Raw genomic sequence first — 21593 nt, forward strand, 5'->3', positions numbered from 1 at the left:
CTACGGTGACTCAAACCACAATCGAAAGGTGTTGCTCATGGGCAGGTTGCTGGCGGTGGCCGCTGTTGACGGGGCTGCGGCATCCTTCTCTTTCCCCTATGGTGGGATCAGTTTTCGCCGGTCTTGACCGCCTGCTCCTCGAGAAAGTCGCGGTAGTATTCATAGAGGTGATAATGGCGATATATCTCGGCCAGGGTGCCGCGACGGATCAGATTCACCATCTCCTGATCCCACAGCTGCAGTAGCCGGTCGCCCTGCTCGGTATCGGCAAAAATGGGGTAAGTCGGGATCCAGCGCAAAATGGTGCGGTACATATTGGCCGGGGTCTCATCGGCTGCATGGAGCACGCCAGCGGTCAGGTAATAGCGATAGCGCCCCTTGCCAATCAGCTGCAGGGCCATCTCATGGTTGTCGATCTCGTGCCACCGCATGGTGACCGGAAGATATTTATCCAGCACCCATCCTCGCCGCCAGAGCACGGTCTCTCCCTCCAGACTGCGCTCTCCCCGCCATTGTGGCTGCCACTGCTTGAGCATGAAGACGGTCAGATCATCGGCGGAGGCTGGCTGACGGGGCTGCCTGACCCCCTTGAGCTCGTCCCGATAGACACTCATCGCTATATCCCCCTCTTGCCTGGCTACCATGGCGACGGCACGTTTGTAGGGCACGATATGGGGCACGATCTGATAGCCGTGGGGTTGGTAGATGGTTCGCACCAGATCGAGATAGATACCGCGGCCATCCGGTTGGCAGAAACCGGGCCAGCCATCGCAATAGACGTGAATATCGGCTGTGCGAGCGTGGGTGATCGCACACAGAGAGCAAAGCAGCAAACAACCGATGTGCAGCATGGTCAGCATTATCCTCGCAGGGGTGAGGAGAGCATTTATCACCTGATTTATACCATGCCATTGATCGCGGCGGGCGGAGAAAACATCCCGCATCTCCATTTTGCGACAGGGTCGAGGGTTATTTGCGGTCGGATCGTTATGATCGAGTAAAGATTCAATAGCACCCCAATCAGTAGAGGAGACTGCATTATGCCATCGATCAAGACTCTGCTCTGTCCAGTCGATTTTTCCCAAATGTCTCGCGCGGTACTCGACTATGCCGTTTTCATGGCACAGAGCCATCAGGCCCAGCTCAAGCTGATCCACGTGGTTGATCAACTGCACGGTTTTGACAGTTACAAGATCCTTCATATGACGGCCATCGAGATCACTCACGAGATGGAGCGTCAGGCCAGAACCCAACTCAAAGAGCTGGTTGCCACCCTGCCGATCCCGACCACCTTTGATATTCGCTTTGGCCGCGCTGCCGATGAAATTGTCATTCAGGCCAAGGAGGATGAGGTTGAGCTGATCGTGATGGGCAGCCACGGTCGCTCCGGTATCAGCCATCTGCTGGTAGGCAGTGTCGCCGAGTCTGTGGTGCGTCATGCACCCTGTCCGGTACTGGTGGTGCGCCAATAACGCGCCACGTTTAGTGTGAAAAGCGTAACAAACAAGGCCAGCGATTGCTGGCCTTGCGTTTTCTGGTGTTGTGCCCGCTAGCCGTGGGCGTAGATGACACTCCCTCCCTTGATGGTATCTATGATGGCTCTGGCCTGCTCTTTGGGCAGGGCAGGGCGGGGCAACCCCAGCTGCGGCCCAGCTTGTCATATTTGCGCAGATGGGTCGGGCTGGCATAGGCGGCGCCATGTACTACGATGGCACGCTTGCGGGCATTGCTGTTCTTGCCGGGGCTGAGTCCGTCCAGCCGCAGGGAGTAGCCATGCTTGCCCAGATAGGTTTCTGCGGTGCGATAGACGCCAAGGGAACTTTGGCGGGAGTTGAGCTGGTTGGAAAAGTGTTTTGCGGCCAGTTCACCTGAGTTGCGGCCATGGCTGACCCAGGTGTGATAAAGCAGCTTGTGGCGTTTCATATCGATGACAAACAGTCTGCGCTGGGTGGATGGCTTGCTGTAATCGATGATGGTGAGAATGGGTTTGCGTTTGTGGCGCACGGTTTGATAACTGTTGAGTGCCTGACGAAAGGTCTGTTTATCCAGCTTGCCGGCCAGACCCAGCTGACGATAGAGGCTCTGATCCCAGCTGGCATCTGCCGTGCTGCTCCAGATGAGCGATATCAACAGCAGTGGCAACAACAGCCACCCGCGTTGCCAGTCTATGTTCCCGCGCGCTTGTCTCATCCGTGAATATCTCCTTGTCACTCCCTGTCAACGACGCGGATATTGCCATCAATCCGCTCGATAGTTATATGCAAGGTGCTGAAAAGGCGCAATAAAAAAACCGGCCGCAGAGCGGCCGGAAGTCATTCAAACAGTAGACATTGGTATCACAGGGTATAACTGACTTCCAATTACTTAGAAGTTGTACTGCAGGGCAACCGCGACTACGTCGTCGGTATTTTTGCCCAGAGAGTTGGTGGACTTGCCATCTACGGAGTCCAGCAGGTTCAGCTTGTAATCAACGTAGGCGTTGAAGTTCTCGGTGAAGTTGTACCAGGCACCGATAGATACGTACTCGGTGTAGGTATCATCGATACCACGAGCGGAGTCTTTCACGTCAGTGCGCAGGTAGGCCAGAGAAGGCTTGAACTTGCCGATGGTGTACTGGGCAACGGCTTCGTAGCCATCCATCTTCTCGGCGTAGCCGTTGTTGACGAACAGGTGGTCTTCACCGTGGGAGTAGGTTGCAGCCAGGTAGAGGTCGCCAGTTGCATATTTGGCGCCGAAGCCCATCAGCTTGGCATCCTTGTCGCCACCGAAGGCGGCATAGCGAGCTTGCTCGTCAGTCTTGCCAGCCTGGTTATAGGCAGCACCCAGGCTCAGGCCCATATCGAAATCGTAGTTGGCAGATACTGCGAAGCCTTCAGCAGAACCTTTGCTATTCCAGCTTTCGCCATTGTAGGTGTTGCCGTTGAAAGATTCAGTGATTGCACTGCGACCGGCGTTTTGCGGATCGTTGTTACCGGTGAACTGGGCACCCAGAGTCAGACCCTGATAGGTGTAGATGTACTGGGCCAGACCGTTGGTACGGCCGGTGCCGAATACTTCGGTATCTTTGCCCAGGCCGTCACCGCCCCACTCAGGCAGAACGTCGGTATAGTTATTGACGGCCTTGGTGAACAGGCCATCCTGACGACCATAGCTGAATGCGCCGAAACGGTCGTGCTTGATGCCGGCATAGGCATAACGCAGCTCGTCGTTGTCAGAACCGGAAGTCGGCAGGTTGTACTCGGCAAAGCCGAACGCCTTCATCTCGGGAGCAATCTTGGTCTCGCCAGCAACATGCAGACGGAAGTAGCTCTGGTCACCTTCGGAACCGTTGTCGTCAGTACCGTAGTAAGCACCTTGTGCACGGCCGCCGATTTCCAGCTTGGTATCGTTCTGGTTGTAAACGGTAGCAGCATGGGCGCCGCTCGCCAGCAGCAGGCTGGAGATGGCAATAGTCAGTGCAGACTTCTTCATATGCGTTATTCCTCTGATGTAAACACTTCCGAACTTGTTGTCGGTTCTGTGAAATCGGAAATAGTCCGATAGCCACACGGTAGGCGTCCCAACCTTGACTGGGCCTGAATCCATCGATGTTTAATTGAGGTGACGAGGTCGTTATCAAGACTGGGTGTGACGGTTTTTGACAAGATAAAAAGAGATTAAATTCAATGAATTATTTTCTAGTGACTTTTTTGACATCAAGGCTGTTCTGAGCAACAAGGTCGATGGCTCAAGTTGTGAGCTAGATCACGGAGGGGAGAATGGGGCGGGGCGGGAAAAACGGGGCGGGAGCCTTGCAAGGCTCCCCCCCCAGTGATCAGATGGGCTTTTGCCACAGGGTCAGCAGCAGATCCTGTTCCAGTTCATTCGGGCCTTGTTGCGCGAAAGCGTGACGCTGTTCACCGGTTGCCCGCCAGCCGAGACGGCTGGTCTCCAGAATAAAGCTGCGCATGGCCTGATCCATGGTGAGGCTGAACTGGCAGCGCTGTTGAGTCACCGGATTGAGGCCGCCGAGGGTTGGCCAGCTGAGGGGGTGTTCCATGCTCACCGGATTGAGGCTGACCCGCAGTTGCCACTGATGGCGCGGGCCCGGCTGCAGATAGAGCAGATAGCCACCGGGGGCCAGCCAGCTAACAAGCTGTTCGGTCTTGACCTTGAGATCGTTGACCAACAGCACCTGAGCAGAACCCGGTTGCAACGGCGCGCGAGCGGGATCGGCAATGACAAACTGGCCGTCCGGCTGCGCTTTTTTGGCGGCAAAGATGGTGTTCTTGGCGATATCAACCCCGGCAAACTGCCAGCCGGGCAGGCGCTCTGCCAGCGCGCGGCAGTAGTAGCCTTCACCGCACCCAAGATGGATCAGCTCTTGTGGGGCCAGCGGAGCGAGCAGGCCGGCCATGGCCTCAACCAGCGGCAGTTGGTGGCCGGCCTCCAGGAAATGGTGCTTGGCGCGCATCAGGGCACGGCTGTCGCTGTCTTTGGGGTTTTTCTTGCCGGGGATGAGATCCAGATAACCTTCCGGTGCCGGATCGAAGTGATGCTTGTTGTCGCAATAGCGCCCCTGGGAGGCTTCATGAAGATGGAGCGGACTGCGGCAGCGGGGACATTGAAGGTGCATAGTAACTCTCTGGGCGAATGCCGGAACAGTGAAGGGCGTTCGGGATTATAGGGGAGAGGATCAAAAAAGGCTGCCGTAGCAGCCTTTTTTATCCCAAGGCCTCAGTCAGGCCTGCGGACGGGTCATCAGCGAGTGCCAAATACCACAATGGTCTTGCCGTGAGCAGAGATGAGCTCCTGCTCTTCCAGCATCTTCAGGATGCGGCCCACGGTTTCACGGGAGCAGCCGACGATCTGGCCGATCTCCTGACGGGTGATCTTGATCTGCATGCCATCCGGGTGGGTCATGGCATCCGGCTGTTTGGCCAGGTTGAGCAGGGTCTGGGCGATCCGGCCGGTCACATCCAGGAAGGCGAGGTTACCCACTTTCTGGCTGGTGTGTTGCAGGCGCTTGGCCATCTGGCCAGAGAGACGCATCAGAATGTCCGGGTTGACCTGGATCAGCTGGCGGAACTTCTTGTAGGAGATCTCTGCCACTTCGCAAGAGCCTTTCGCGCGAACCCAGGCGGAGCGCTCGGGATTCTCGTTCTCCTCGAACATCCCCATCTCGCCCAGGAAATCGCCCTGGTTCAGATAGGAGAGGATCATCTCTTTGCCCTCATCGTCCTTGATCAAGACGGCCACAGTGCCCTTGACGATGTAGTAGAGGGTCTCCGCTTTTTCACCCGCATGGATCAGGGTGCTCTTGGCGGGATACTTATGAATGTGGCAGTGCGACAAGAACCATTCCAGGGTGGGATCGCTTTGCGGTTTGCCAATGACCATGAGAATTCCTCTGTAGTGTCTTTTTATGGACTTGTGCGTCCGGGCAAGCTGCCAATGCCATTCCTTGTATTGGTCGCAGTAGGATAAGAGCCTTTGCCTGTGCTGACAAGGCTTTGCGGGCTTTTGACAGAGCCCTTTGAGTAATGCCTGCTGCGCCGCTTCGGCCATTCTAGGGAAGATAGAGGTCGGAGATGTTGATTTTGATCTATTTCCATCCCAACTCCCCCTGTTCGGCAGAGATCAGCGACTGGGTTATGCTAGGGATCCATCATCATGATTAACAGGAGAGAGTGCGAGATGAAAGCCAAGGTCAGTTGGGTGGAAGGGATGAAGTTTGTGGGTGAGAGTGAATCTGGTCACAAGGTGATCCTGGATGGTGCCAACCCCGGTGAGGGGGCCAGCCCGATGGAGATGATCCTGCTGGCGGTCGGTGGTTGCAGCTCCATTGATGTGGTTTCCATCCTCGAAAAAGCGCGCCAGTCGGTGACCGCATGCCATGTCGATGTCAGTGGCGAACGGGTCGATAGCGTGCCCCGGGTTTTCGAGAAGATTAATCTGCACTTCGTGGTGACGGGCAAAGGATTGGCAGAGAAACAGGTGGCCAGAGCGGTCGATCTGTCGATGGAAAAATACTGTTCTGTTTCCCTGATGTTGGAAAAAGCGGTACAAATTACCCATAGTTATCAAATTGTTGAAGCTTGATAACGATAGTTTCGTTGGTACCCTGGCATAAGGCCGTTACGTAAGGCCACTGCACAAGGCCATGACATAAAGCCATTACATAAGGAAAGTGCAATGAAAAAATTGATCGCTCTGCTTCCCCTTTTGGGTCTGGCGGCGTGCAGCAGCCCGCAACCTACCCAGTATCAATACAGCCAATACCAGTGTGGCGAAGAGATGCTGGCCGTTACCTATGATGCCCAGGCTGACATGGTGCAGTTCCCCTATGCCGGGGTTTACCACAAGCTGGCGCGTGTTGAGTCTGAATCTGGCGCCAAATATTCCGACAGCGTCACCACTTTCTGGAATCAGGACAAACAAGCCCTCCTCACCCAGAAAGGGGTCACACTGCTGACCTGTACACTTAAATAGGTGACCACAGTTAGCTGAAGGTGTGCAGCTTTGTGCCCGGGTCTGGCCTAGGCCGGATTGGGTCAAGAGGTTGAGACCACAAAAAACGGCTTACCGGGAGGCAAGCCGTTTTTCTATCCATCCATTATCACTAAACAAGCGTTAGTTGGTGGGGACGCGATTGAGCAGCTCGGCCGCGAGCTGTTGGCTAAGCGCCTGACGCTGGTTGTCTGCAATGCTCACATCGCTGGTCAGCTGGATGATGCTGCTCCAGACCGCTTTCTGGGTTTTGCGATCGAGCAGCACGATGGCCAGCGACCCTTTGCGCTGGTTGGCCGAGGCATATACCCCGGGTGTCATGCCAAGGCGCGCGAAAATCTCGCCGTCACTCATATCCTTGCCGCCCGCGACGCCGATGGCGACCCACAGATCCGCCTCGTCGAGCGGTGCACTCTGCCACCCCTTGCCATTGAGCTCCCGGCTTACCGCCTGCTGCATCGGCTCCAGCCACCCTTCCGCCAACTCACCGGCAAATTGATACTGTTCGGCCAGGGCGTAGCGCGGGGTTGCGCCATAGGTCCAGTTGCCCATCGGACGAACCAGCATGGTGCCGGACTCCAGCGTGGGGGCCGCCGGCCCGCTGCTGCAACCGCCAAGCAGGGCGAGCAGTGCCACAGAGAGATAAGCAAGCCGCATCGTGAACTCCTTTGAATCAGGTTATTTTGCCGGTTTCGATCAATTGCTGGATGAGCGGGCGCAGGATCAGCTCCATCGCGAAGCCCATCTTGCCACCCGGCACCACTATGGTGTTCATCCGCGACATGAATGAGCCATCGATCATCGACAGCAGATAGGGGAAATCCACCTGCTTGATACCGCGAAACCGGATCACCAGCATACTCTCGTCCAGACTCGGGATCACCTTGGCGCTGAAGGGGTTGGAGGTATCCACCGTCGGCACCCGTTGGAAGTTGATATGGGTGCGCGAGAACTGCGGGGTGATGAAGTTGATGTAATCATCCATGGAGCGAACGATGGAGTCGGTCACCGCCTCGCGGGAATGCCCTCGCTCCGAGGTATCGCGGATCAGCTTCTGGATCCACTCCAGGTTGACGATGGGTACTACACCTATCAGAAAATCCACGTGGCGCGCCACATTGTGATCCTCGGTGACTACACCGCCGTGCAGCCCTTCATAAAACAGCAGATCGGTATTGCTGGGCAGATGCTGCCAGGGGGTAAAGGTGCCGGGCATCTGGTTGAAGGGCACTGCCTCGTCAAAGCTGTGCAGGTAGCGGCGATACTGGCCATTGCCATCCTGCCCATAGCCTTGGAAAAAGCTCTCCAGCAGCCCGAAGTCATTGGCCTCGGGGCCAAAATAGCTGATATGACGCCCCTGTTCGCGCGCCTTGCGGATCGCTACATCCATTTCCGGTCGGGTGTAGCGGTGAAAACTGTCACCTTCCACCACCGCCGCGGTATATCCCAGTTGATGGAACATGGAGCGAAAGGCGTTGGTGGAGGTGGAGGTGCCGGCACCGGACGAACCGGTAACAGCAATAATGGGGTGCTTGGCCGACATGGGATTCTCTCTTCCTTGGGAATTCCGTTATAAGGTCCGGATTGCGGTTGGGTCAAGACTGCTCGATGAAGCGGTCTTTCATCACGATATTCACCGATTCGTGCAGCTCGCTATAGACGATGACAGCTTTGCCTTGCTGTAATTGTTCTCTCACTGCATCGACTTTGACGCCAAGCGGTACATCCTGTTCTCCATATTCGGTTCCCTCCTGCAACACAAAGTGTTCGATCAGGTTGGTCAGGGTGTCGCCGTCCAGTTCTTGCCAGGGAATGATCATTTAAAGGTCTCACAGCAAAAGAGGTGATCGTCAGGCTATTGTTGTGTTGAATCCCGCGAATGCAATCACTTTTTACCTTTTCACCGGAGTCTGAGAGATGTTGTCTGAAGCGCAGCGCAGCGCGCCGTTAACCCTGACTGAGCATCTGGACAGCGCACGTCGAGAGGCGATTGCCCGAGGCATGGTGTGGTTCTGGTTGTTGAACTGGCTGGTGGTGTTGTTTCTTTCAATACGCTACGAGGTTTACAGCCAGGTCGGGCTCGCCAGTGATGACAGCTTGCCCTGGCGCTTTCAGAGTGAGCTGGCCCTGGTCATGGTGGTGTTATTGCTGCTACCTGTTGTCAGCCTGTTTTGTGACCATCTGCAGGACCGTCTCTGGTTACGGATGGCTGCACTGGTGATGGTGCTATGGGGCGGACTCTGGACGCTGCATATCTATACGATTGGTCAGGTGGAGTTGCGGGGAGGGGTCAGCTATGCCAACGGGATCATGCGGCTCAACCTGTTGGCCGCGCTCATCGCGTTTTATCCCGATCGCAAGGTTTTTTATGGCTATCTCTTGGGCCCGATGACGGTGGGTGTGGGGTTGGAGCTCTTTTTGCGCGTCGATTTTCTCCAGATTTACCTGCTTGGCGTGTTGTTTGGCGTGATTGCGCTGGAGGTCGGCCGCCGCATGCTGCACCGCTGGTTTGAATTGGCGATCATGCGGGAGCATGAAAATCTGACGCTGCTGCGCAAACTTGATCAGCTCGCCAAGCAAGATCCTCTGACCGGTGTCGCCAACCGGCGGCATTTCAATATCGAGTTGGATCGCGCGTTGGCCCATAGCCAGGAGAGCGGCGCTCCGCTATCGCTCATCCTGATCGATGTGGACTATTTCAAGCGCTTCAACGACTACTACGGCCATCAGGTGGGGGATATGTGTCTCAAGGAGGTGGCACAAGCGCTCAACCGTGCGGTTCGCACGCCATCTGATCTGGTGGCCCGCTATGGCGGAGAGGAGTTTGTGCTGCTGCTGCCCAATACCGACCGTCAGGCGGCGGCCAGCGTGGCGCAGCGGCTGCAAGATGGCCTGGCCAGCCTGCAGCTGGAGCATCTGGCGTCCGATGTTGCCCCCTGGGTGACGGTGAGTCAGGGGATTGCCAGCAATGTCTCCGGCGAAGGGGCGAGCCAGTTGCTGGAGCGGGCCGATCAGGCGCTCTATCGGGCCAAGGAGTCGGGACGCAATCAGTTCTGTGTTGCGGAGTGACTCTGTTCGGTAATCCAGTGACTGATCCGCTCATCCAGCCAAAACCGTGGCCGCCAGGGCGTGCCGTGCAGAAAGCCGACATGGCCGCCACGCTGGCTCAACTCATAGCGCACCGTGGGCGAGAGTTGCTCCGGCCGGGGAATGACCGCGTGTGACATAAAGGGATCGTCGGCGGCGTGCAGGATAAGGGTAGGGATGGGAATCTGAGCCAGCAGCGGTAGTCCGGAGCAGCTCTGGTAGTAGTGGCTGGCGCTGTGAAAGCCGTGCAGCGGCGCGGTAACCAGCTCGTCAAAATCGCGCAGGGTGGCAATCTGCTCCACTTGTCGAGGTTGCCAGCGTTCACTCGCTTTCTGCTGCTGGCTGATCTTGTTGAGCAGGTTGCGGCGCATGGTGCGCAGCAGATAGTTCTGATAGACCTTCGAGAAGCCCTGATTGACCCGCTCGGCGCAGCTCGCCAGTTGCAGCGGGGCCGAGACCACCACCGCCGCTTTCAATGCCGCAGGACAGCCCCGCGCCAGCAGATTGACCAGCATATTGCCACCCAGTGAAAAGCCGATGGCGATCAGCGGTTTGCCCGGGAAGCGCTGGCTCAGCTCGGCAATCAGTTCCTGCGCATCACCGATGGCGCCGGAGTGATAGGCCTGCAGGTGGCGATTGGGCTCGCCACTGCAACCGCGAAAGTGCATCAGCACAGCCTCTCTGCCCTCTTGCTGCAGGTGGGCGAACAATCCCTTGGCGTAGTGGGAGTGAATGCTTCCCTCCAGCCCGTGAAACACCACCACCAGTGGCCGCTCGTCAAGGCAGACCTCCCCGCTCCAGGCGAGGTCGACAAAGTCCCCATCCTGCAGTTCAAACCGCTCCGCCACAAAACGGGCAGGGGGGCGGCGCAGCCATTTGGGCAATATGGTCTGCAGATGAGGATTGCGTGCCCACCAGGGGGCGTGGAAGTAGCTCTCGGTCAGCATGGGGTCAGTCGGTCTGGGTCGAAGATAAGGAGGACGGGAGGCGTGTTCTTCCCGCCAGTCATTGGCTTACTTCAGCAGGCGATCGTGATGTTCGGCACCGCGCAGCATGGCCTGGATCAGCTCATTGGCTTCGAACTTGGTCAGCGCCTCATGGGCACCCACCTGATGGGCCCGCTCCACACTGATCTCGCTGGAGAGCGAAGTGTGCAGGATGATGTAGGCCCCCGCCAGTTTGCTGTCACTTTGCACCTCGAAGGCCAGCTCATAACCATCGAGCCCCGGCATCTCGATATCGCTCACCAGAATGTCGATCGGGGTCTTCTGGCTCGCCCGCGTCTGCATCAGGGTCAGTGCATCCTTGCCATTGGTGCAGACCTCATAGGGAATATTGATGTAGTCCAGCGCAGCCATCAGCTGACGGCGAGCGACCGAAGAGTCATCGACCAGCAGGATCCGCATCGGCTTGATCCGCTCCCGCTGCACATCGGTCAGCACCGGATAGAGGTGGCTCGGATCGTCCGGATAGACCCGGGAGAGGATCAGCTCCACATCCAGCAGCTGGATCAGCTGGTCATTGACCCGGGTCACGCCGGTTACGAACACATTGTGGCCGAGGGAGGCGGGGGGCGATTCGATATCGCGCCAGTTGCACTCGGTGATCTTATCGATGCCCCGTACCAGAAAACCCACCAGAGTGCGGCGGCAGTCGGTAATGATGATGAAGCAGTGGGGCATCTCCTCCTTGCTGATGGGGCGATAGCCCACCGCCATCGCCATGTCGATTACCGGAATGGTGGAGCCGCGCATATTGGCAGCCCCCAACACGGTCGGGTGCGAGTGGGGCATTGCCGTCAGCTGGGTGTAGGGCACTATCTCCTTCACCTTGAGGGTACCGATAGCAAAAGATTGCTTGGCAGAGAGATGAAACAGCAACATGCCCTGGGATTGATTGGCTTTGCTCGTCATGGCAGATGTCCTGTTGGTCGAAACGTTGGCAGTCACTTCAGGCCTCTAGCATAAAGGATTACGGGGGGAATGGCCCTTCCTTGTTAACGACCATCTGGCAAAAAACTGGACTCATTCAGCTAATTTCGTTGGCACACTCACATCGGCGTCCGGTTATTGATCGCCATACTCGCCAACGCCCCACTGCTGGCAGGCAGCTTGCAATGCGGCCTCATCGGCATAACCCAGCTTGCTGGCCACCTGCGCGGGTTTGCTGCCGCCTTTAAGCAATCTGAGCGCCTGCAGCAGTTGCCACTGTTGTTGCAATTCACTCCCTTCCACCGGCGCATCGGCTTGTTGTGCCCACTGTTGCAGAGACTCCGTTTGGCCATTGACCAGCGCTTGCCAGCAGGTTTGCAGCTCACCGTGACCCTGCTGGCTGATGGCGCACTGTTGCAACTCATCCAGGATCACCTGCAGTCGCTGACCGTAGGCCCCTTGCCACTCTTTCGGACGTTGCCACCGGGCCAGCGAGTCGAGCAGGGCATCAAGCAGCGGGGTGGTCTGCAGCCAGCCTGCCTGCTGCGGCTGAGCCACGCGCAAAGAGACATTCAGCTGATCGTACTCGCAACCGCTGAGGGGGCTGAAGGCCGCGAGGGCATCGGCGCAGAGCCAGAAGCTGCTGCCTGCCGGCAGCAACAGCTCATGTTGGCCCAGTCTCAGCAGCGCGGCGCCCCGGGTGATCCGCAACAGCTGCCCGACCGGAGTTCGTTTGCGGTTGCCGGCGTGCAGGCCCTGGCAGGAAAAATGGTGATACTCGATGGCGTGATGCATGTAAAAACCCTGATATGATGCTGCCTGGAGGTAACAAATATGGAAACCAGACGTAAAAAACGCTTCATTGCCGGTGCAGTCTGCCCGGCGTGCGGCAAGTTGGACAACATGATGCTGTATCTGGAGCATGGAGTCGAGAAGGTGACCTGTGTCGCCTGTGGCGATACCCAGGTACAAACGCCTGCCGAGGTCGACAAGCAGACTCGCGAGGCGGAAGAGGTGATCGGGGTGTTTCGCCCCTGATAAGGGAACGGCGGGTGGAATGCGGGTCTCCTCGCTGACGCTGTTGCCGTTTTTTTCGTCACTCCGTGGCGCCGTACGGCATATGCGCGGCCCGCTTTTTAGGGTATTCTGAGCCCGTTTTTTTCTATCCGCAGGATCCTGACATGAAAGTAGCTCCTCTGAGCGTGGTTACGCTGGAATACACAGTCACCGACGAGCACGGTGAAGTCATCGACAGCACTGTCGGCAAAGAGCCGCTGGTCTATCTGCACGGCACCCGTTACCTGGTCTCAGGCCTGGAAGCCGAGCTGGAAGGTCGCGCGGTAGGTGAAGCCTTCGAAGTGACTCTGGCACCGAGCCAGGCCTACGGCGAATATGACGAGACACTGGTACAAGAAGTACCGGGCGAGCTGTTCGACGGCATGGAAGTCTCCGAAGGGGATACTTTTGTGGCTGAAACCGACGATGGCCACCGTCCGGTGACCGTGGTTGAAGTGTCCGAAGAGTTCGTCAAGGTAGATGGCAACCATCCGCTGGCAGGCGTAACCCTGGGCTTCAAGGTCGAGATCAAGGACGTGCGCGCTGCCACTGCCGAAGAGCTGGCTCACGGCCACGTTCACGGTGCCGGTGGTTGCGGTCACGATCACGGTCATGACCACGATCACGGCGGCTGCTGTGGCGGTCATGGTCACGACCACGATGAGGATCACGGCCACGGCGGTTGCTGCGGCGGTGCTGGCCACGGTCACGATCATGGCCACGACCACGGTGACGACCATGGTCACGGCTGCTGCGGTGGCGGCGGTTGTGGTGGCAAGGGCCATCACCACTGATCACGGCCATGCCGATGATAAAAAATCTGCCGTAGGAGTCATACCGAGCAATTAATGCTCATTAATTGCTCCTCCTTGGATGATGAAATCCGAAGCCGGTTGTTCTGGCTTCGGATTTTTTATGTCTGTCAAATAGGCTCGCGGCTTTTCCCAAGCTAATAGGCTGCTTATTTTTGGTTAATGCTCAACATTATTCCCTCTCGGTTCCGCGATGGGGCTTTTGTGCGGAGCGCAAACGTCATCTGCAAACGAGTCATCAAATCGGTGTCATCATCAGCACAATATGACCAAGTTACTTCATGCCCCAACAGCTATAACGAGCCAGCGTCAGTCTCTATTTGGTCTCGTTGTGCCCATAAAAAAATAGCCAGTCAGGCTTAACTGACTGGCTATTGCCTAGTGACTAACTGATAGGCGCGGAGCCTTACAGCTGCTCGATACCGACGATATGCCAGGGGGCATTGTTCTTGGCCAGATCGCGCTCGAGGTGCCACACCTCTTTGATGTCTTCTTCGACCTGCTCCTGACGGTCCATGTAGCGGCCGCTGAAGCGCACGCTCACCTGGGCCCAGTCGCTGCCATAGTCAGCGCGTACCAGCTGGGTATCGACGTACATCACTTCGGTATGCTGGTCGCCAGTCAGTTCGGCGCGCTCGGCTTTGAGCTGCTCAAACAGCTCGGGGCTGACGTACTCGCGCACTTTTTCCAGATCGTTTTTGTTCCACGCCTCTTGCAGGGTGCGATAGTGATCGCGGGCACCGGCCAGGAAGCTGTTCATGTCAAAGCCAGGCGGCAGGCGGAACGGCACGTCGCTGTCGGCAAAGCCAGTGGCTTGCGGGGCGCTGTTGCTCTGCTCAAACTGCTGCGGGGCCGCAGATTGCGGTGGCTGATAGCCCGCATAGGCCGCTTGTTGTGGCTGTGGCGTCGCGACCTTGCCCTTGCGCAGGGTACGGATCAGGAAGACGGCACCCAGCGCCAGCAGGGCGATCAGCAGGAAGTCCATTCCTTGTAGACCTTCAAAGGCACCGCTGCCCAGCAGGTAGGCAAACAGGCCGCCAGCCAGCAGGCCGCCCAGCAGGCCACCCATCATGCCGCTCTTTTTCGGCGGAGTCTGGGCATTCAGTGTCGGATTCTTGTTGTCGACCGGTTTGGCCGCAGGCTGGGCCGGCGCAGTTTTGTAACTTTTACCAAAGGATTTGCCGCCGCCAAACTTCTTGGCTTCGGCGTGAGGTGCCCCCAGGCCAATGGCCAGGATCACGGCAAACAGGGTCAGCATCTTTTTCATTTTGACTCTTTTCACTCTCGTCTGTGGGTGGAGCATGCTCCGCTTTGGCAAGCTCAGCAAGGCGCATGGCAGGCTGCCTGTCCCTAATTGTGTCGCAGCTTGTATTCATCAATATCACCTCTGGCATGAATTATTCATGAACGAGGTTGCCGCGATACGGCGTCAAACAAGAGGAGTAAACCGGATGAAAAGCAGAAGATTGAGTCGCAAGGAGCGCAAAATGCGAAGCAAAATCAAAATGGTCAAGGTAGAGCAGACTCTGGTTTGGCCCTTTATGATGGTATGAGCCGCCAGATAGGGCTCGCCGTAGTTGGCTTTCTTTTGTAAAATTCCCGTCCCCTTCCCGCTGCGGTTTTTATGTGTATGGCAGAGCAAGTGACGGCGAAAAAAGACGCCAAGACACAACAGCTGAAAGTTCCTCCCCACTCTTTTGAGGCCGAACAGTCCGTACTGGGCGGCCTGATGCTGGATAACGATGCCTGGGATCGGGTTGCCGAACGGGTGATCGACAAGGATTTCTACAGCCGTCCGCACCGGTTGATCTTCCAGGCCATGACCCGCCTCTCCAACGCGGGCAACCCCATCGACCTCATCACCTTGCAGGAGGAGCTGGAGCGCTCCGAACAGCTGGAAGAGGCGGGTGGCTTCGCCTATCTGGTGGAGATCGCCAAGAACACCCCGAGTGCCGCCAACATCAACGCCTACGCCGAAATCGTGCGTGAGCGGGCGGTGGTGCGGGAGATGATCTCGGTCGCCAACGAGATCGTCGAAGCGGGCTACGAGCCGCAAGGCCGTACCTCCGGCGATCTGTTGGATCTGGCCGAGAGCAAGGTATTCAAGATTGCCGAGCAGCGCACCAGCGCCAACGAGGGGCCCCAGCCCCTGAAGCTCATCCTCGAGCAGACCGTCGACAAGATTGAAGAGCTATTCAAGACCCCCCACAACGGGGTGACCGGGGTATCGAGCGGTTACAACGATCTCGACAAGATGACCGCCGGTTTGCAGCGCTCGGACTTGATCATCGTGGCGGCCCGTCCCTCCATGGGCAAGACCACCTTTGCCATGAACCTGTGCGAGCATGCGGCCCTCACCGCCGACAAGCCGGTGCTTATCTTCTCGCTAGAGATGCCCTCCGAGCAGATCATCATGCGTATGCTCGCCTCGGTCGGTCGTATCGACCAGACCAAGGTGCGTACCGGTCAGCTTGACGACGAGGATTGGGCGCGCCTCTCCTCCACCATGGGATTGCTGCTGGAGAAGGGCAAGATGTATATCGATGACGCCTCCGGCCTCACTCCGACCGATGTGCGCTCCCGTGCCCGTCGGGTGGCGCGCGAGCATGGCGGCCTATCCATGATCATGGTGGACTACCTGCAACTGATGCGGGTCCCGGCGCTCTCCGATAACCGGACCCTGGAGATCGGCGAGATCTCCCGCTCCCTCAAGGCCTTGGCGAAAGAGCTGCAGTGCCCTGTGGTGGCGCTCTCCCAGCTCAACCGAAGCCTGGAACAGCGGGCAGACAAGCGCCCGGTCAACTCGGATCTTCGTGAATCGGGCTCCATCGAGCAGGATGCGGATTTGATCATGTTTATCTATCGTGATGAGGTTTATCACGATGACAGCCCGGACAAGGGGATTGCCGAGATCATCATCGGCAAGCAGCGTAACGGCCCTATCGGAAGAGTGCGCCTCACCTTCCAGGGTCAGTTCTCCCGGTTCGACAACTATGCCGGTCCGGCGTTTGATGACGATTATTGATAAGTAACAATCATGGCAATCCTGTGGTCAGGATTGCCACCACCGCTCTGACCCGCTTGCCATTTATTGAGAGGCAGCCAGCCAGAGCCTGTTTTCCCGGTTCGACAATTATGCCGGTCCGGCCTTCGACGACGATAAGTGAGTGGCGGTCTTCTGCCCGATGAGGGGGAGACCATTTGTGCCCTCGTAAGGGAAGACCATGAAAGCGGCTACTGCCCAAATCAACACTGCGGCCTTGCGCCACAACCTCGCCGTGGTCAAGCGCCACGCCCCTGCTTGCAAGATCATCGCTGTGGTCAAGGCCAACGCCTATGGCCACGGACTGCTGCCGGTCGCCCGCACCCTAGTGGATGCGGATGCCTATGCGGTGGCCCGTATCGAAGAGGCGCTGATGCTGCGCTCCTGCGCCGTGGTCAAACCCATCGTGCTGCTGGAGGGCTTCTTCTCTGCCGACGATCTGCCGGTGCTGGCGGCCAACAATCTGCAGACGGCGGTTCACACCTGGGAGCAGCTCGAAGCGCTGGAGCAAGTCGAGCTGCCAGCCCCCGTGGTGGCCTGGCTCAAGCTCGACACCGGCATGCACCGCCTCGGGGTGCGGGCCGACGAGATGCCCGCCTTTATCGAACGACTCGGCAAGTGCAAGAACGTGGTGCAGCCGTTCAACATCATGACCCACTTCAGCCGCTCCGATGAGCTGGAGCAGCCCTCCACCCGCGAGCAGATCGACCTCTTCAGCAAGTTGACCGCACCGCTGGCGGGCGAGCGGGCCATGGCCAACTCGGCGGGCATTCTGGCCTGGCCAGACTCCCACTGCGACTGGGTTCGCCCCGGTGTCATCCTCTATGGCGTCTCCCCGTTCCCCAACACGGTAGCGGCCGATTATGACCTGCAGCCGGTGATGACCTTGAAAACCCAGCTGATTGCAGTGCGGGATCACAAGGCGGGCGAGCCGGTGGGCTATGGCGCCAACTGGGTGTCAGAGCGCGATACCCGGCTCGGGGTGATCGCCATCGGCTACGGTGACGGTTATCCGCGCATGGCGCCCAATGGCACTTCCGTGCTGATCAACGGCCGCATCGTGCCGCTGGTGGGGCGTGTCTCCATGGATATGAGTACGGTCGATCTTGGGCCCGGCGCAACCGACAAGGCCGGTGACGAGGCGGTACTGTGGGGCGAGGGGTTGCCGGTGGAGCGGGTGGCCGACGAGATTGGCACTATCCCCTACGAGCTCATCACCAAACTCACCTCCCGCGTCTTTATGGAGTACGTCTGATGTGGCAGCAGTGCCTGCTGACGTTGAAGCCCCGTTCGCGGGGCTTTCATCTGGTGACGGACGAGCTGGTGGCCAAGCTGCCGATGCTGGCGGATTACCGGATCGGCATGGCCCACCTGCTGCTGCAACACACCTCCGCCTCGCTCACCCTCAACGAGAATTGCGACCCCAGCGTGCGCAGCGATATGGAGGCTCATCTGCACCGGCTGGCGCCGGAGGATGCCCCCTACTATCGCCACACCTATGAGGGGGCGGATGACATGCCCGCCCACATCAAATCCTCCCTGCTTGGGGTGAGCCTGCTGCTGCCAGTTCGCGATGGTCAGTTGGCGCTCGGCACCTGGCAGGGGATCTGGCTAGGCGAGCATCGCATCGATGGCGGTGCCCGCAAGGTGCTGGTGACCCTGCAGGGTGAGTAATCAGACTACAACTAGCTGAAAGATGACGATAAAAAAGAGGGATGGCGCCGAGCCATCCCTCTTTTGTTTTTACGATTTCGCGAGCTATCTGCTTGCCAGTAGTGAAGCGCTCTGCGTGGCTCAGGCGACCTTGAAGGGGGTCAGCTCGGCCAGCGGGGCTGCGTCCATAAAGGCTTGCGGCTCCTGACCTTGTTTGAAGATCTTGAAGTCCTGCTCGCGGGCACTCCAGTACTCCAGACGCTCGCTGCCGTTTTCTCCGGTGATTTGCAGCAGGCTCGCTTCGCGCAGAGCCACCACATATTCGCTCGGGTTGATGGCGCAGAACTCGGCCAGACGCTCGTCGCGAGTTTCGCCCATGTGGCCGCTGATGCTGGCATCCAGATAGTGCGGGTTGATCTGCAGCGGGAACAGGCCCAGCGCGGGCAGCACGGCGGCGTTGCAGACCGGCATGTCGTTGGTGGTGCGGATGCTCGGGGTCGCCACGTTGCAACCTGCGCTCCAGCCCACATAGGGGACGCCCCGTTCGCGCACGGCACGCTGGATCGGCACGATCAGGCCATTTTCATGCAACATCTGGTTGAGGCGCCAGGTGTTGCCGCCGCTGATAAAGATGGCGTCGGCCTGATTGACGGCCTCGACCGGATCATCGAAGTGATGAATGCTGATGGTCTCGATCCCGAGGCTCTCGGTAAGTTCGTTGGCACGGGCATCCCAGTCGCTGCGGATCACCGCATAGGGGATGAGCAGAATGCGCTTGACCTGTTTGCGAGCCAGCAGGCTTTGAACCCGATCTCGGGCCCAGCCGAGCAGACCCGGAAATTCGTTGGCTTTACCGTTGCTAAGCAGAAGCAGTTCCATCAGATATGTCCTCAAAAAGTGAAAGCGGAGGAGGGAGGGCCACCAGAGCCGCCGTGCGGCCGGATGGCAAGAGGAGGCATGCTACCACCATTGGCGCGGCGGTTCTGTGATCGGGGGGCCTATTCAACCGCTATGGATGGGTGATGCCATGCCAAGCGGTGGATTAATGAGCCGTGGTCAACTTGTCACCTATCGCCAATAAAAGACCCCACCGCAGCGGGGTCATGGCAGAGTTAGTCGAGTTTGAGATCGACCCACACCATGCGGTGATCCGAGCTGACTCCCTTGGCGATGCCGAGTTTCGCATCATAGACCAGGTGATAACCGGCCTCGAAGCTGGCAGGCCAGAAGACGCCGCTTTTGACCGCGTTGAGGTTGGCGGAGGGTATGACGTGATCCAGCTGCAGCACGCTGGAGTTGGTGATGCGTTCCGGGTTGGGGCGAGTGAGGTTGCGTTTGCAGTCGGCCCCCTTGCTGACACACTCCGAGCCCCCTTCGCTGACCGGAATCAGGGTGCCATTGGTGATGGCCTGATTCATCAGCGGGTTGTTTAGCAGATCCTGAATGGCGGTCAGGTCGCCGTCACCGGTGAGCGGATCGGCGTTGAGATCGCCGGCGATGACAAACTTGGCGTTTTTGGCCAGCCCACCCTTGGTGCCCTTGTCATCGGTCATGTAGTTGAGACCCTTGACGTAGTCGTTCCAGAAGGCGATCTCGGCGCGGTTGTGTTTGACGGTGTGGCGCGCCGCGTTGGCAAAGATTGGCGGGGTCGGGTGGGAGATCAGGAAGTGAATCACCTCTTCCCCCTTCTCGGTCTTGATCCGTACCGGCACATCGGCATGGTTCTTGGAGGAGAGCGGGTACTGCTGCCAGGCTGCGTCTGAATACCAGGCATCGCCACACTGGCGGCTGGCCGGGATCTTGACCTTGGGATTGTTGCAGTCATCGATGATGGGATTCTGCTCGCCCGGCATATCCTTCCACTTGAAGTGCTGGAAGGTGCGGATCTGCTTGGTGTCGATGGGGTATTTGGACATCACCGCAAAGGCGTACTGGCCGTGGTAGTTGCCAAAGCCCCAGGCATCGTCGGGGCCGCTGTTGACCTTGCCATCCAGATTGAGGTCATAACCGCTCATCAGACCGGTGTTGGTGGCGAAATTCTGCATCACCGGATAGCTGATGGCCGTCACCTCTGCGTGCTGGGCGTGGGCCAGATAGTTGTCGTTGAAGGCTTTCAGATCGGCGGTGCTCTCGCCTTTGCCGTCGTTGTCGAACTCGTTGAGCAGGAACACATCCGGGCGGGTGCGCTGGATGATCTCCGCCACGTTGCGGATCTGCTGCACGTTCTTGGCTTTGGTTTCCGTGGCGCCGCTCAGGCTCCCTTCGGCGAGGCGGGCCAGCAGGGCATCCTGCTCGGTGCGGGTCAGCGCCAGCTCACCGGTCAGCATACCGGCGGCAGTGCGGTCAAAAGAGAGGTTGAAGGTGGCAAAACGAACCATGGGATCAGCTGCCTTTGAGTCGTTGTCGCTGTTGCAGCCAGCCAGCATCCCGAGGGAAATGGCGGCAGCCAGTAGGGTCTTGTTGATATTTTTCATTGTAATTATTCCGTAGCATCAATGAGTTATGCCTTCTGTGAGGCGGCGCCATTATAAGTAGACGGCGATGCTGCGGGGATTTTGCCTGAGCAAAGTGTGAGGATATTCACACCACATATCTGGCGATGATGAATGTTAGCAGGGCGATATGGGGTGTGAAAAACCGGTTTATACGCTGCAGTTTCCGGGATGAATGGCGCGCTTCCAGCCGTTACCGCACTCTGAATTTGTCACACTACCATCGGCAGGCCGCTCTCGGGGTGGTGGATCACCTGTGCCGGATAGTCATAGAGACGGGCAATCAGCTCGGGGGTCAGCACCTCGGCAGGTGTGCCATCGGCCATCAGTTTGCCCCGTTCCAGCATCACCAGCCGATCGGCATAGCGCGCCGCCAGATTGAGGTCGTGCAGCACCACCAGCACTGCTGTATTGCGGCTTGCCAGGGCGCGCGCCATGGTGAGCAGCTGGTGCTGGTATTTCAGATCCAGCGCCGAGGTGGGTTCGTCGAGCAGCAGCAGGCGCGGTTGCTCGGCCTGCTCGGTCGGAGAGGGGGCCTGCCAGATCTGCGCCAGCACCCGGGCAAACTGCACCCGCTGCCGCTCGCCGCCGGAGAGCCCCGGATAGAGCCGCTTGGCCAGATGCTCGACCCCGGCATGGGTCATGGCCGCTGCCACAATCTCGTCACGCCGCGCCGCCGGTTCACTGTGTGGCAAGCGCCCCATGGCGACCACTTCCTCGCAGAGAAAGGGGAAGTTGAGTGAGGAGCTTTGCGGCAATACCCCGAGCCGGTGGGCCAGCTGGCTGCTGTCCCACTGCTGGCGATCCGCGCCAAACAGGGTGATGGCGCCCTCATATTCCAGCTCGCCGGTCAGGCACTTGAGCAGCGAGCTCTTGCCCGCCCCGTTGGGGCCGAGTAGCGCGGTGAGGGTGCCGCTCTCGAGACTAAGATCGAGCCCATCCAGGATCTGGCGCTGGCCACGGCGCAGGCTGAGTCGGGTGCAGCTCAACAGGGGGGAGGAGAGTGAGGATGTGAGTGGTTGCATAACAG

At 58.3% G+C, this 21593-nt stretch carries 23 protein-coding genes and 1 pseudogene; 9 read left to right on the forward strand and 15 right to left on the reverse strand.

Annotated elements, in window-relative coordinates:
- Positions 1-107: 107 nt before the first annotated feature.
- Positions 108-851 carry a hypothetical protein gene (locus tag ACTG20_RS06285; RefSeq protein ID WP_194495535.1) on the reverse strand — a complete coding sequence of 248 codons (744 nt, stop codon included), beginning with the start codon at positions 849-851 and terminating at the stop codon, positions 108-110.
- A 189-nt stretch (positions 852-1040) separates the two neighbouring features.
- Between ACTG20_RS06285 and ACTG20_RS06290 the strand changes: the two genes are divergently transcribed.
- On the forward strand, positions 1041-1472 hold the full coding sequence (locus ACTG20_RS06290; RefSeq protein WP_194495534.1) for a universal stress protein: 432 nt from the start codon (positions 1041-1043) through the stop codon (positions 1470-1472).
- 77 nt (positions 1473-1549) lie between these two features.
- Here ACTG20_RS06290 and ACTG20_RS06295 read toward each other — a convergent pair.
- From ACTG20_RS06295 to crp, 4 genes and pseudogenes are all read right to left on the reverse strand, one after another.
- Positions 1550-2190: pseudogene (locus ACTG20_RS06295) on the reverse strand (murein L,D-transpeptidase catalytic domain family protein).
- A gap of 174 nt (positions 2191-2364) precedes the next feature.
- Positions 2365-3471, reverse strand: a complete 1107-nt coding sequence (locus tag ACTG20_RS06300) for a porin (protein ID WP_043820833.1) — start codon at positions 3469-3471, stop codon at positions 2365-2367.
- Positions 3472-3814: 343 nt separating this feature from the next.
- Positions 3815-4615, reverse strand: a complete 801-nt coding sequence (locus tag ACTG20_RS06305) for a putative RNA methyltransferase (protein ID WP_108588144.1) — start codon at positions 4613-4615, stop codon at positions 3815-3817.
- A gap of 125 nt (positions 4616-4740) precedes the next feature.
- Entirely contained in the window at positions 4741-5379 is a 639-nt protein-coding gene (gene crp, locus ACTG20_RS06310; protein ID WP_005335304.1) for a cAMP-activated global transcriptional regulator CRP, read from the reverse strand.
- A 297-nt stretch (positions 5380-5676) separates the two neighbouring features.
- On the opposite strand from crp, the gene ACTG20_RS06315 reads away from it, so the two are divergent.
- Positions 5677-6081, forward strand: a complete 405-nt coding sequence (locus ACTG20_RS06315) for an OsmC family protein (RefSeq protein WP_005362569.1) — start codon at positions 5677-5679, stop codon at positions 6079-6081.
- A 93-nt stretch (positions 6082-6174) separates the two neighbouring features.
- Entirely contained in the window at positions 6175-6471 is a 297-nt protein-coding gene (locus ACTG20_RS06320; protein ID WP_040067985.1) for an MliC family protein, read from the forward strand.
- Positions 6472-6612: 141 nt separating this feature from the next.
- Here ACTG20_RS06320 and ACTG20_RS06325 read toward each other — a convergent pair whose 3' ends face one another.
- From ACTG20_RS06325 to ACTG20_RS06335, 3 genes are read right to left on the reverse strand one after another with little or no spacing between them, the layout of a single operon-like run.
- The gene (locus ACTG20_RS06325) at positions 6613-7146 is read right to left on the reverse strand and encodes a DUF4136 domain-containing protein (RefSeq protein ID WP_164537598.1); all 534 of its coding nucleotides are present in this window, start codon (positions 7144-7146) and stop codon (positions 6613-6615) included.
- A 16-nt stretch (positions 7147-7162) separates the two neighbouring features.
- Positions 7163-8032: a phosphoribulokinase gene (locus tag ACTG20_RS06330; RefSeq protein WP_005335299.1), complete on the reverse strand. Its 870-nt coding sequence runs from the start codon at positions 8030-8032 to the stop codon at positions 7163-7165.
- 52 nt (positions 8033-8084) lie between these two features.
- Positions 8085-8309, reverse strand: a complete 225-nt coding sequence (locus tag ACTG20_RS06335) for a YheU family protein (RefSeq protein ID WP_005335298.1) — start codon at positions 8307-8309, stop codon at positions 8085-8087.
- 97 nt (positions 8310-8406) lie between these two features.
- Between ACTG20_RS06335 and ACTG20_RS06340 the strand changes: the two genes are divergently transcribed.
- The gene (locus ACTG20_RS06340; RefSeq protein ID WP_194495533.1) at positions 8407-9558 is read left to right on the forward strand and encodes a GGDEF domain-containing protein; all 1152 of its coding nucleotides are present in this window, start codon (positions 8407-8409) and stop codon (positions 9556-9558) included.
- Here ACTG20_RS06340 and ACTG20_RS06345 read toward each other — a convergent pair.
- From ACTG20_RS06345 to ACTG20_RS06355, 3 genes are all read right to left on the reverse strand, one after another.
- Positions 9537-10523, reverse strand: a complete 987-nt coding sequence (locus ACTG20_RS06345; protein ID WP_194495532.1) for a hydrolase — start codon at positions 10521-10523, stop codon at positions 9537-9539. The two genes, ACTG20_RS06340 and ACTG20_RS06345, sit on opposite strands and share 22 nt — an antisense overlap.
- Positions 10524-10589: 66 nt before the next feature.
- A complete protein-coding gene (locus ACTG20_RS06350; protein WP_005335289.1) occupies positions 10590-11489 on the reverse strand; it encodes a chemotaxis protein in 900 nt (299 codons plus the stop codon).
- 153 nt (positions 11490-11642) lie between these two features.
- Positions 11643-12302 carry a hypothetical protein gene (locus ACTG20_RS06355; RefSeq protein ID WP_194495531.1) on the reverse strand — a complete coding sequence of 220 codons (660 nt, stop codon included), beginning with the start codon at positions 12300-12302 and terminating at the stop codon, positions 11643-11645.
- Between the two features lie 39 nt (positions 12303-12341).
- On the opposite strand from ACTG20_RS06355, the gene ACTG20_RS06360 reads away from it, so the two are divergent.
- Positions 12342-12545 (forward strand): YheV family putative zinc ribbon protein, encoded by a 204-nt coding sequence (locus ACTG20_RS06360; RefSeq protein WP_005335287.1) that lies wholly within the window; start codon positions 12342-12344, stop codon positions 12543-12545.
- A gap of 143 nt (positions 12546-12688) precedes the next feature.
- The gene (gene slyD / locus ACTG20_RS06365; protein WP_194495530.1) at positions 12689-13357 is read left to right on the forward strand and encodes a peptidylprolyl isomerase; all 669 of its coding nucleotides are present in this window, start codon (positions 12689-12691) and stop codon (positions 13355-13357) included.
- Between the two features lie 424 nt (positions 13358-13781).
- On the opposite strand, the gene ACTG20_RS06370 is transcribed toward slyD, so the two are convergent.
- Positions 13782-14642: a Tim44 domain-containing protein gene (locus tag ACTG20_RS06370; protein ID WP_005335275.1), complete on the reverse strand. Its 861-nt coding sequence runs from the start codon at positions 14640-14642 to the stop codon at positions 13782-13784.
- A gap of 363 nt (positions 14643-15005) precedes the next feature.
- Here ACTG20_RS06370 and dnaB point away from each other — a divergent pair, with 363 nt between their 5' ends.
- The 3 genes from dnaB to ACTG20_RS06385 all read left to right on the forward strand — a co-directional run bounded on the left by dnaB (position 15006) and on the right by ACTG20_RS06385 (position 18092).
- Complete coding sequence (gene dnaB, locus ACTG20_RS06375) at positions 15006-16400, forward strand: replicative DNA helicase (RefSeq protein WP_194495529.1); 1395 nt, start codon at positions 15006-15008, stop codon at positions 16398-16400.
- 199 nt (positions 16401-16599) lie between these two features.
- Positions 16600-17673, forward strand: coding sequence for an alanine racemase (gene alr, locus ACTG20_RS06380; RefSeq protein ID WP_194495528.1), 1074 nt, complete (start codon positions 16600-16602; stop codon positions 17671-17673).
- Positions 17673-18092: a secondary thiamine-phosphate synthase enzyme YjbQ gene (locus ACTG20_RS06385; protein ID WP_100653021.1), complete on the forward strand. Its 420-nt coding sequence runs from the start codon at positions 17673-17675 to the stop codon at positions 18090-18092. Before alr ends, ACTG20_RS06385 begins: the two co-directional genes overlap by 1 nt.
- A 120-nt stretch (positions 18093-18212) precedes the next feature.
- On the opposite strand, the gene pepE is transcribed toward ACTG20_RS06385, so the two are convergent.
- The 3 genes from pepE to ACTG20_RS06400 form a co-directional block, all read right to left on the reverse strand.
- A complete protein-coding gene (gene pepE / locus ACTG20_RS06390) occupies positions 18213-18950 on the reverse strand; it encodes a dipeptidase PepE (RefSeq protein WP_194495527.1) in 738 nt (245 codons plus the stop codon).
- Between the two features lie 233 nt (positions 18951-19183).
- Positions 19184-20545 (reverse strand): endonuclease/exonuclease/phosphatase family protein, encoded by a 1362-nt coding sequence (locus tag ACTG20_RS06395; protein ID WP_194495526.1) that lies wholly within the window; start codon positions 20543-20545, stop codon positions 19184-19186.
- 230 nt (positions 20546-20775) lie between these two features.
- A complete protein-coding gene (locus ACTG20_RS06400) occupies positions 20776-21588 on the reverse strand; it encodes a heme ABC transporter ATP-binding protein (protein WP_194495525.1) in 813 nt (270 codons plus the stop codon).
- Positions 21589-21593: the final 5 nt, after the last annotated feature.

It is taken from the genome of Aeromonas sp. 84A (assembly GCF_051919345.1).
In the GTDB taxonomy this organism is placed as follows: domain Bacteria; phylum Pseudomonadota; class Gammaproteobacteria; order Enterobacterales; family Aeromonadaceae; genus Aeromonas; species Aeromonas veronii.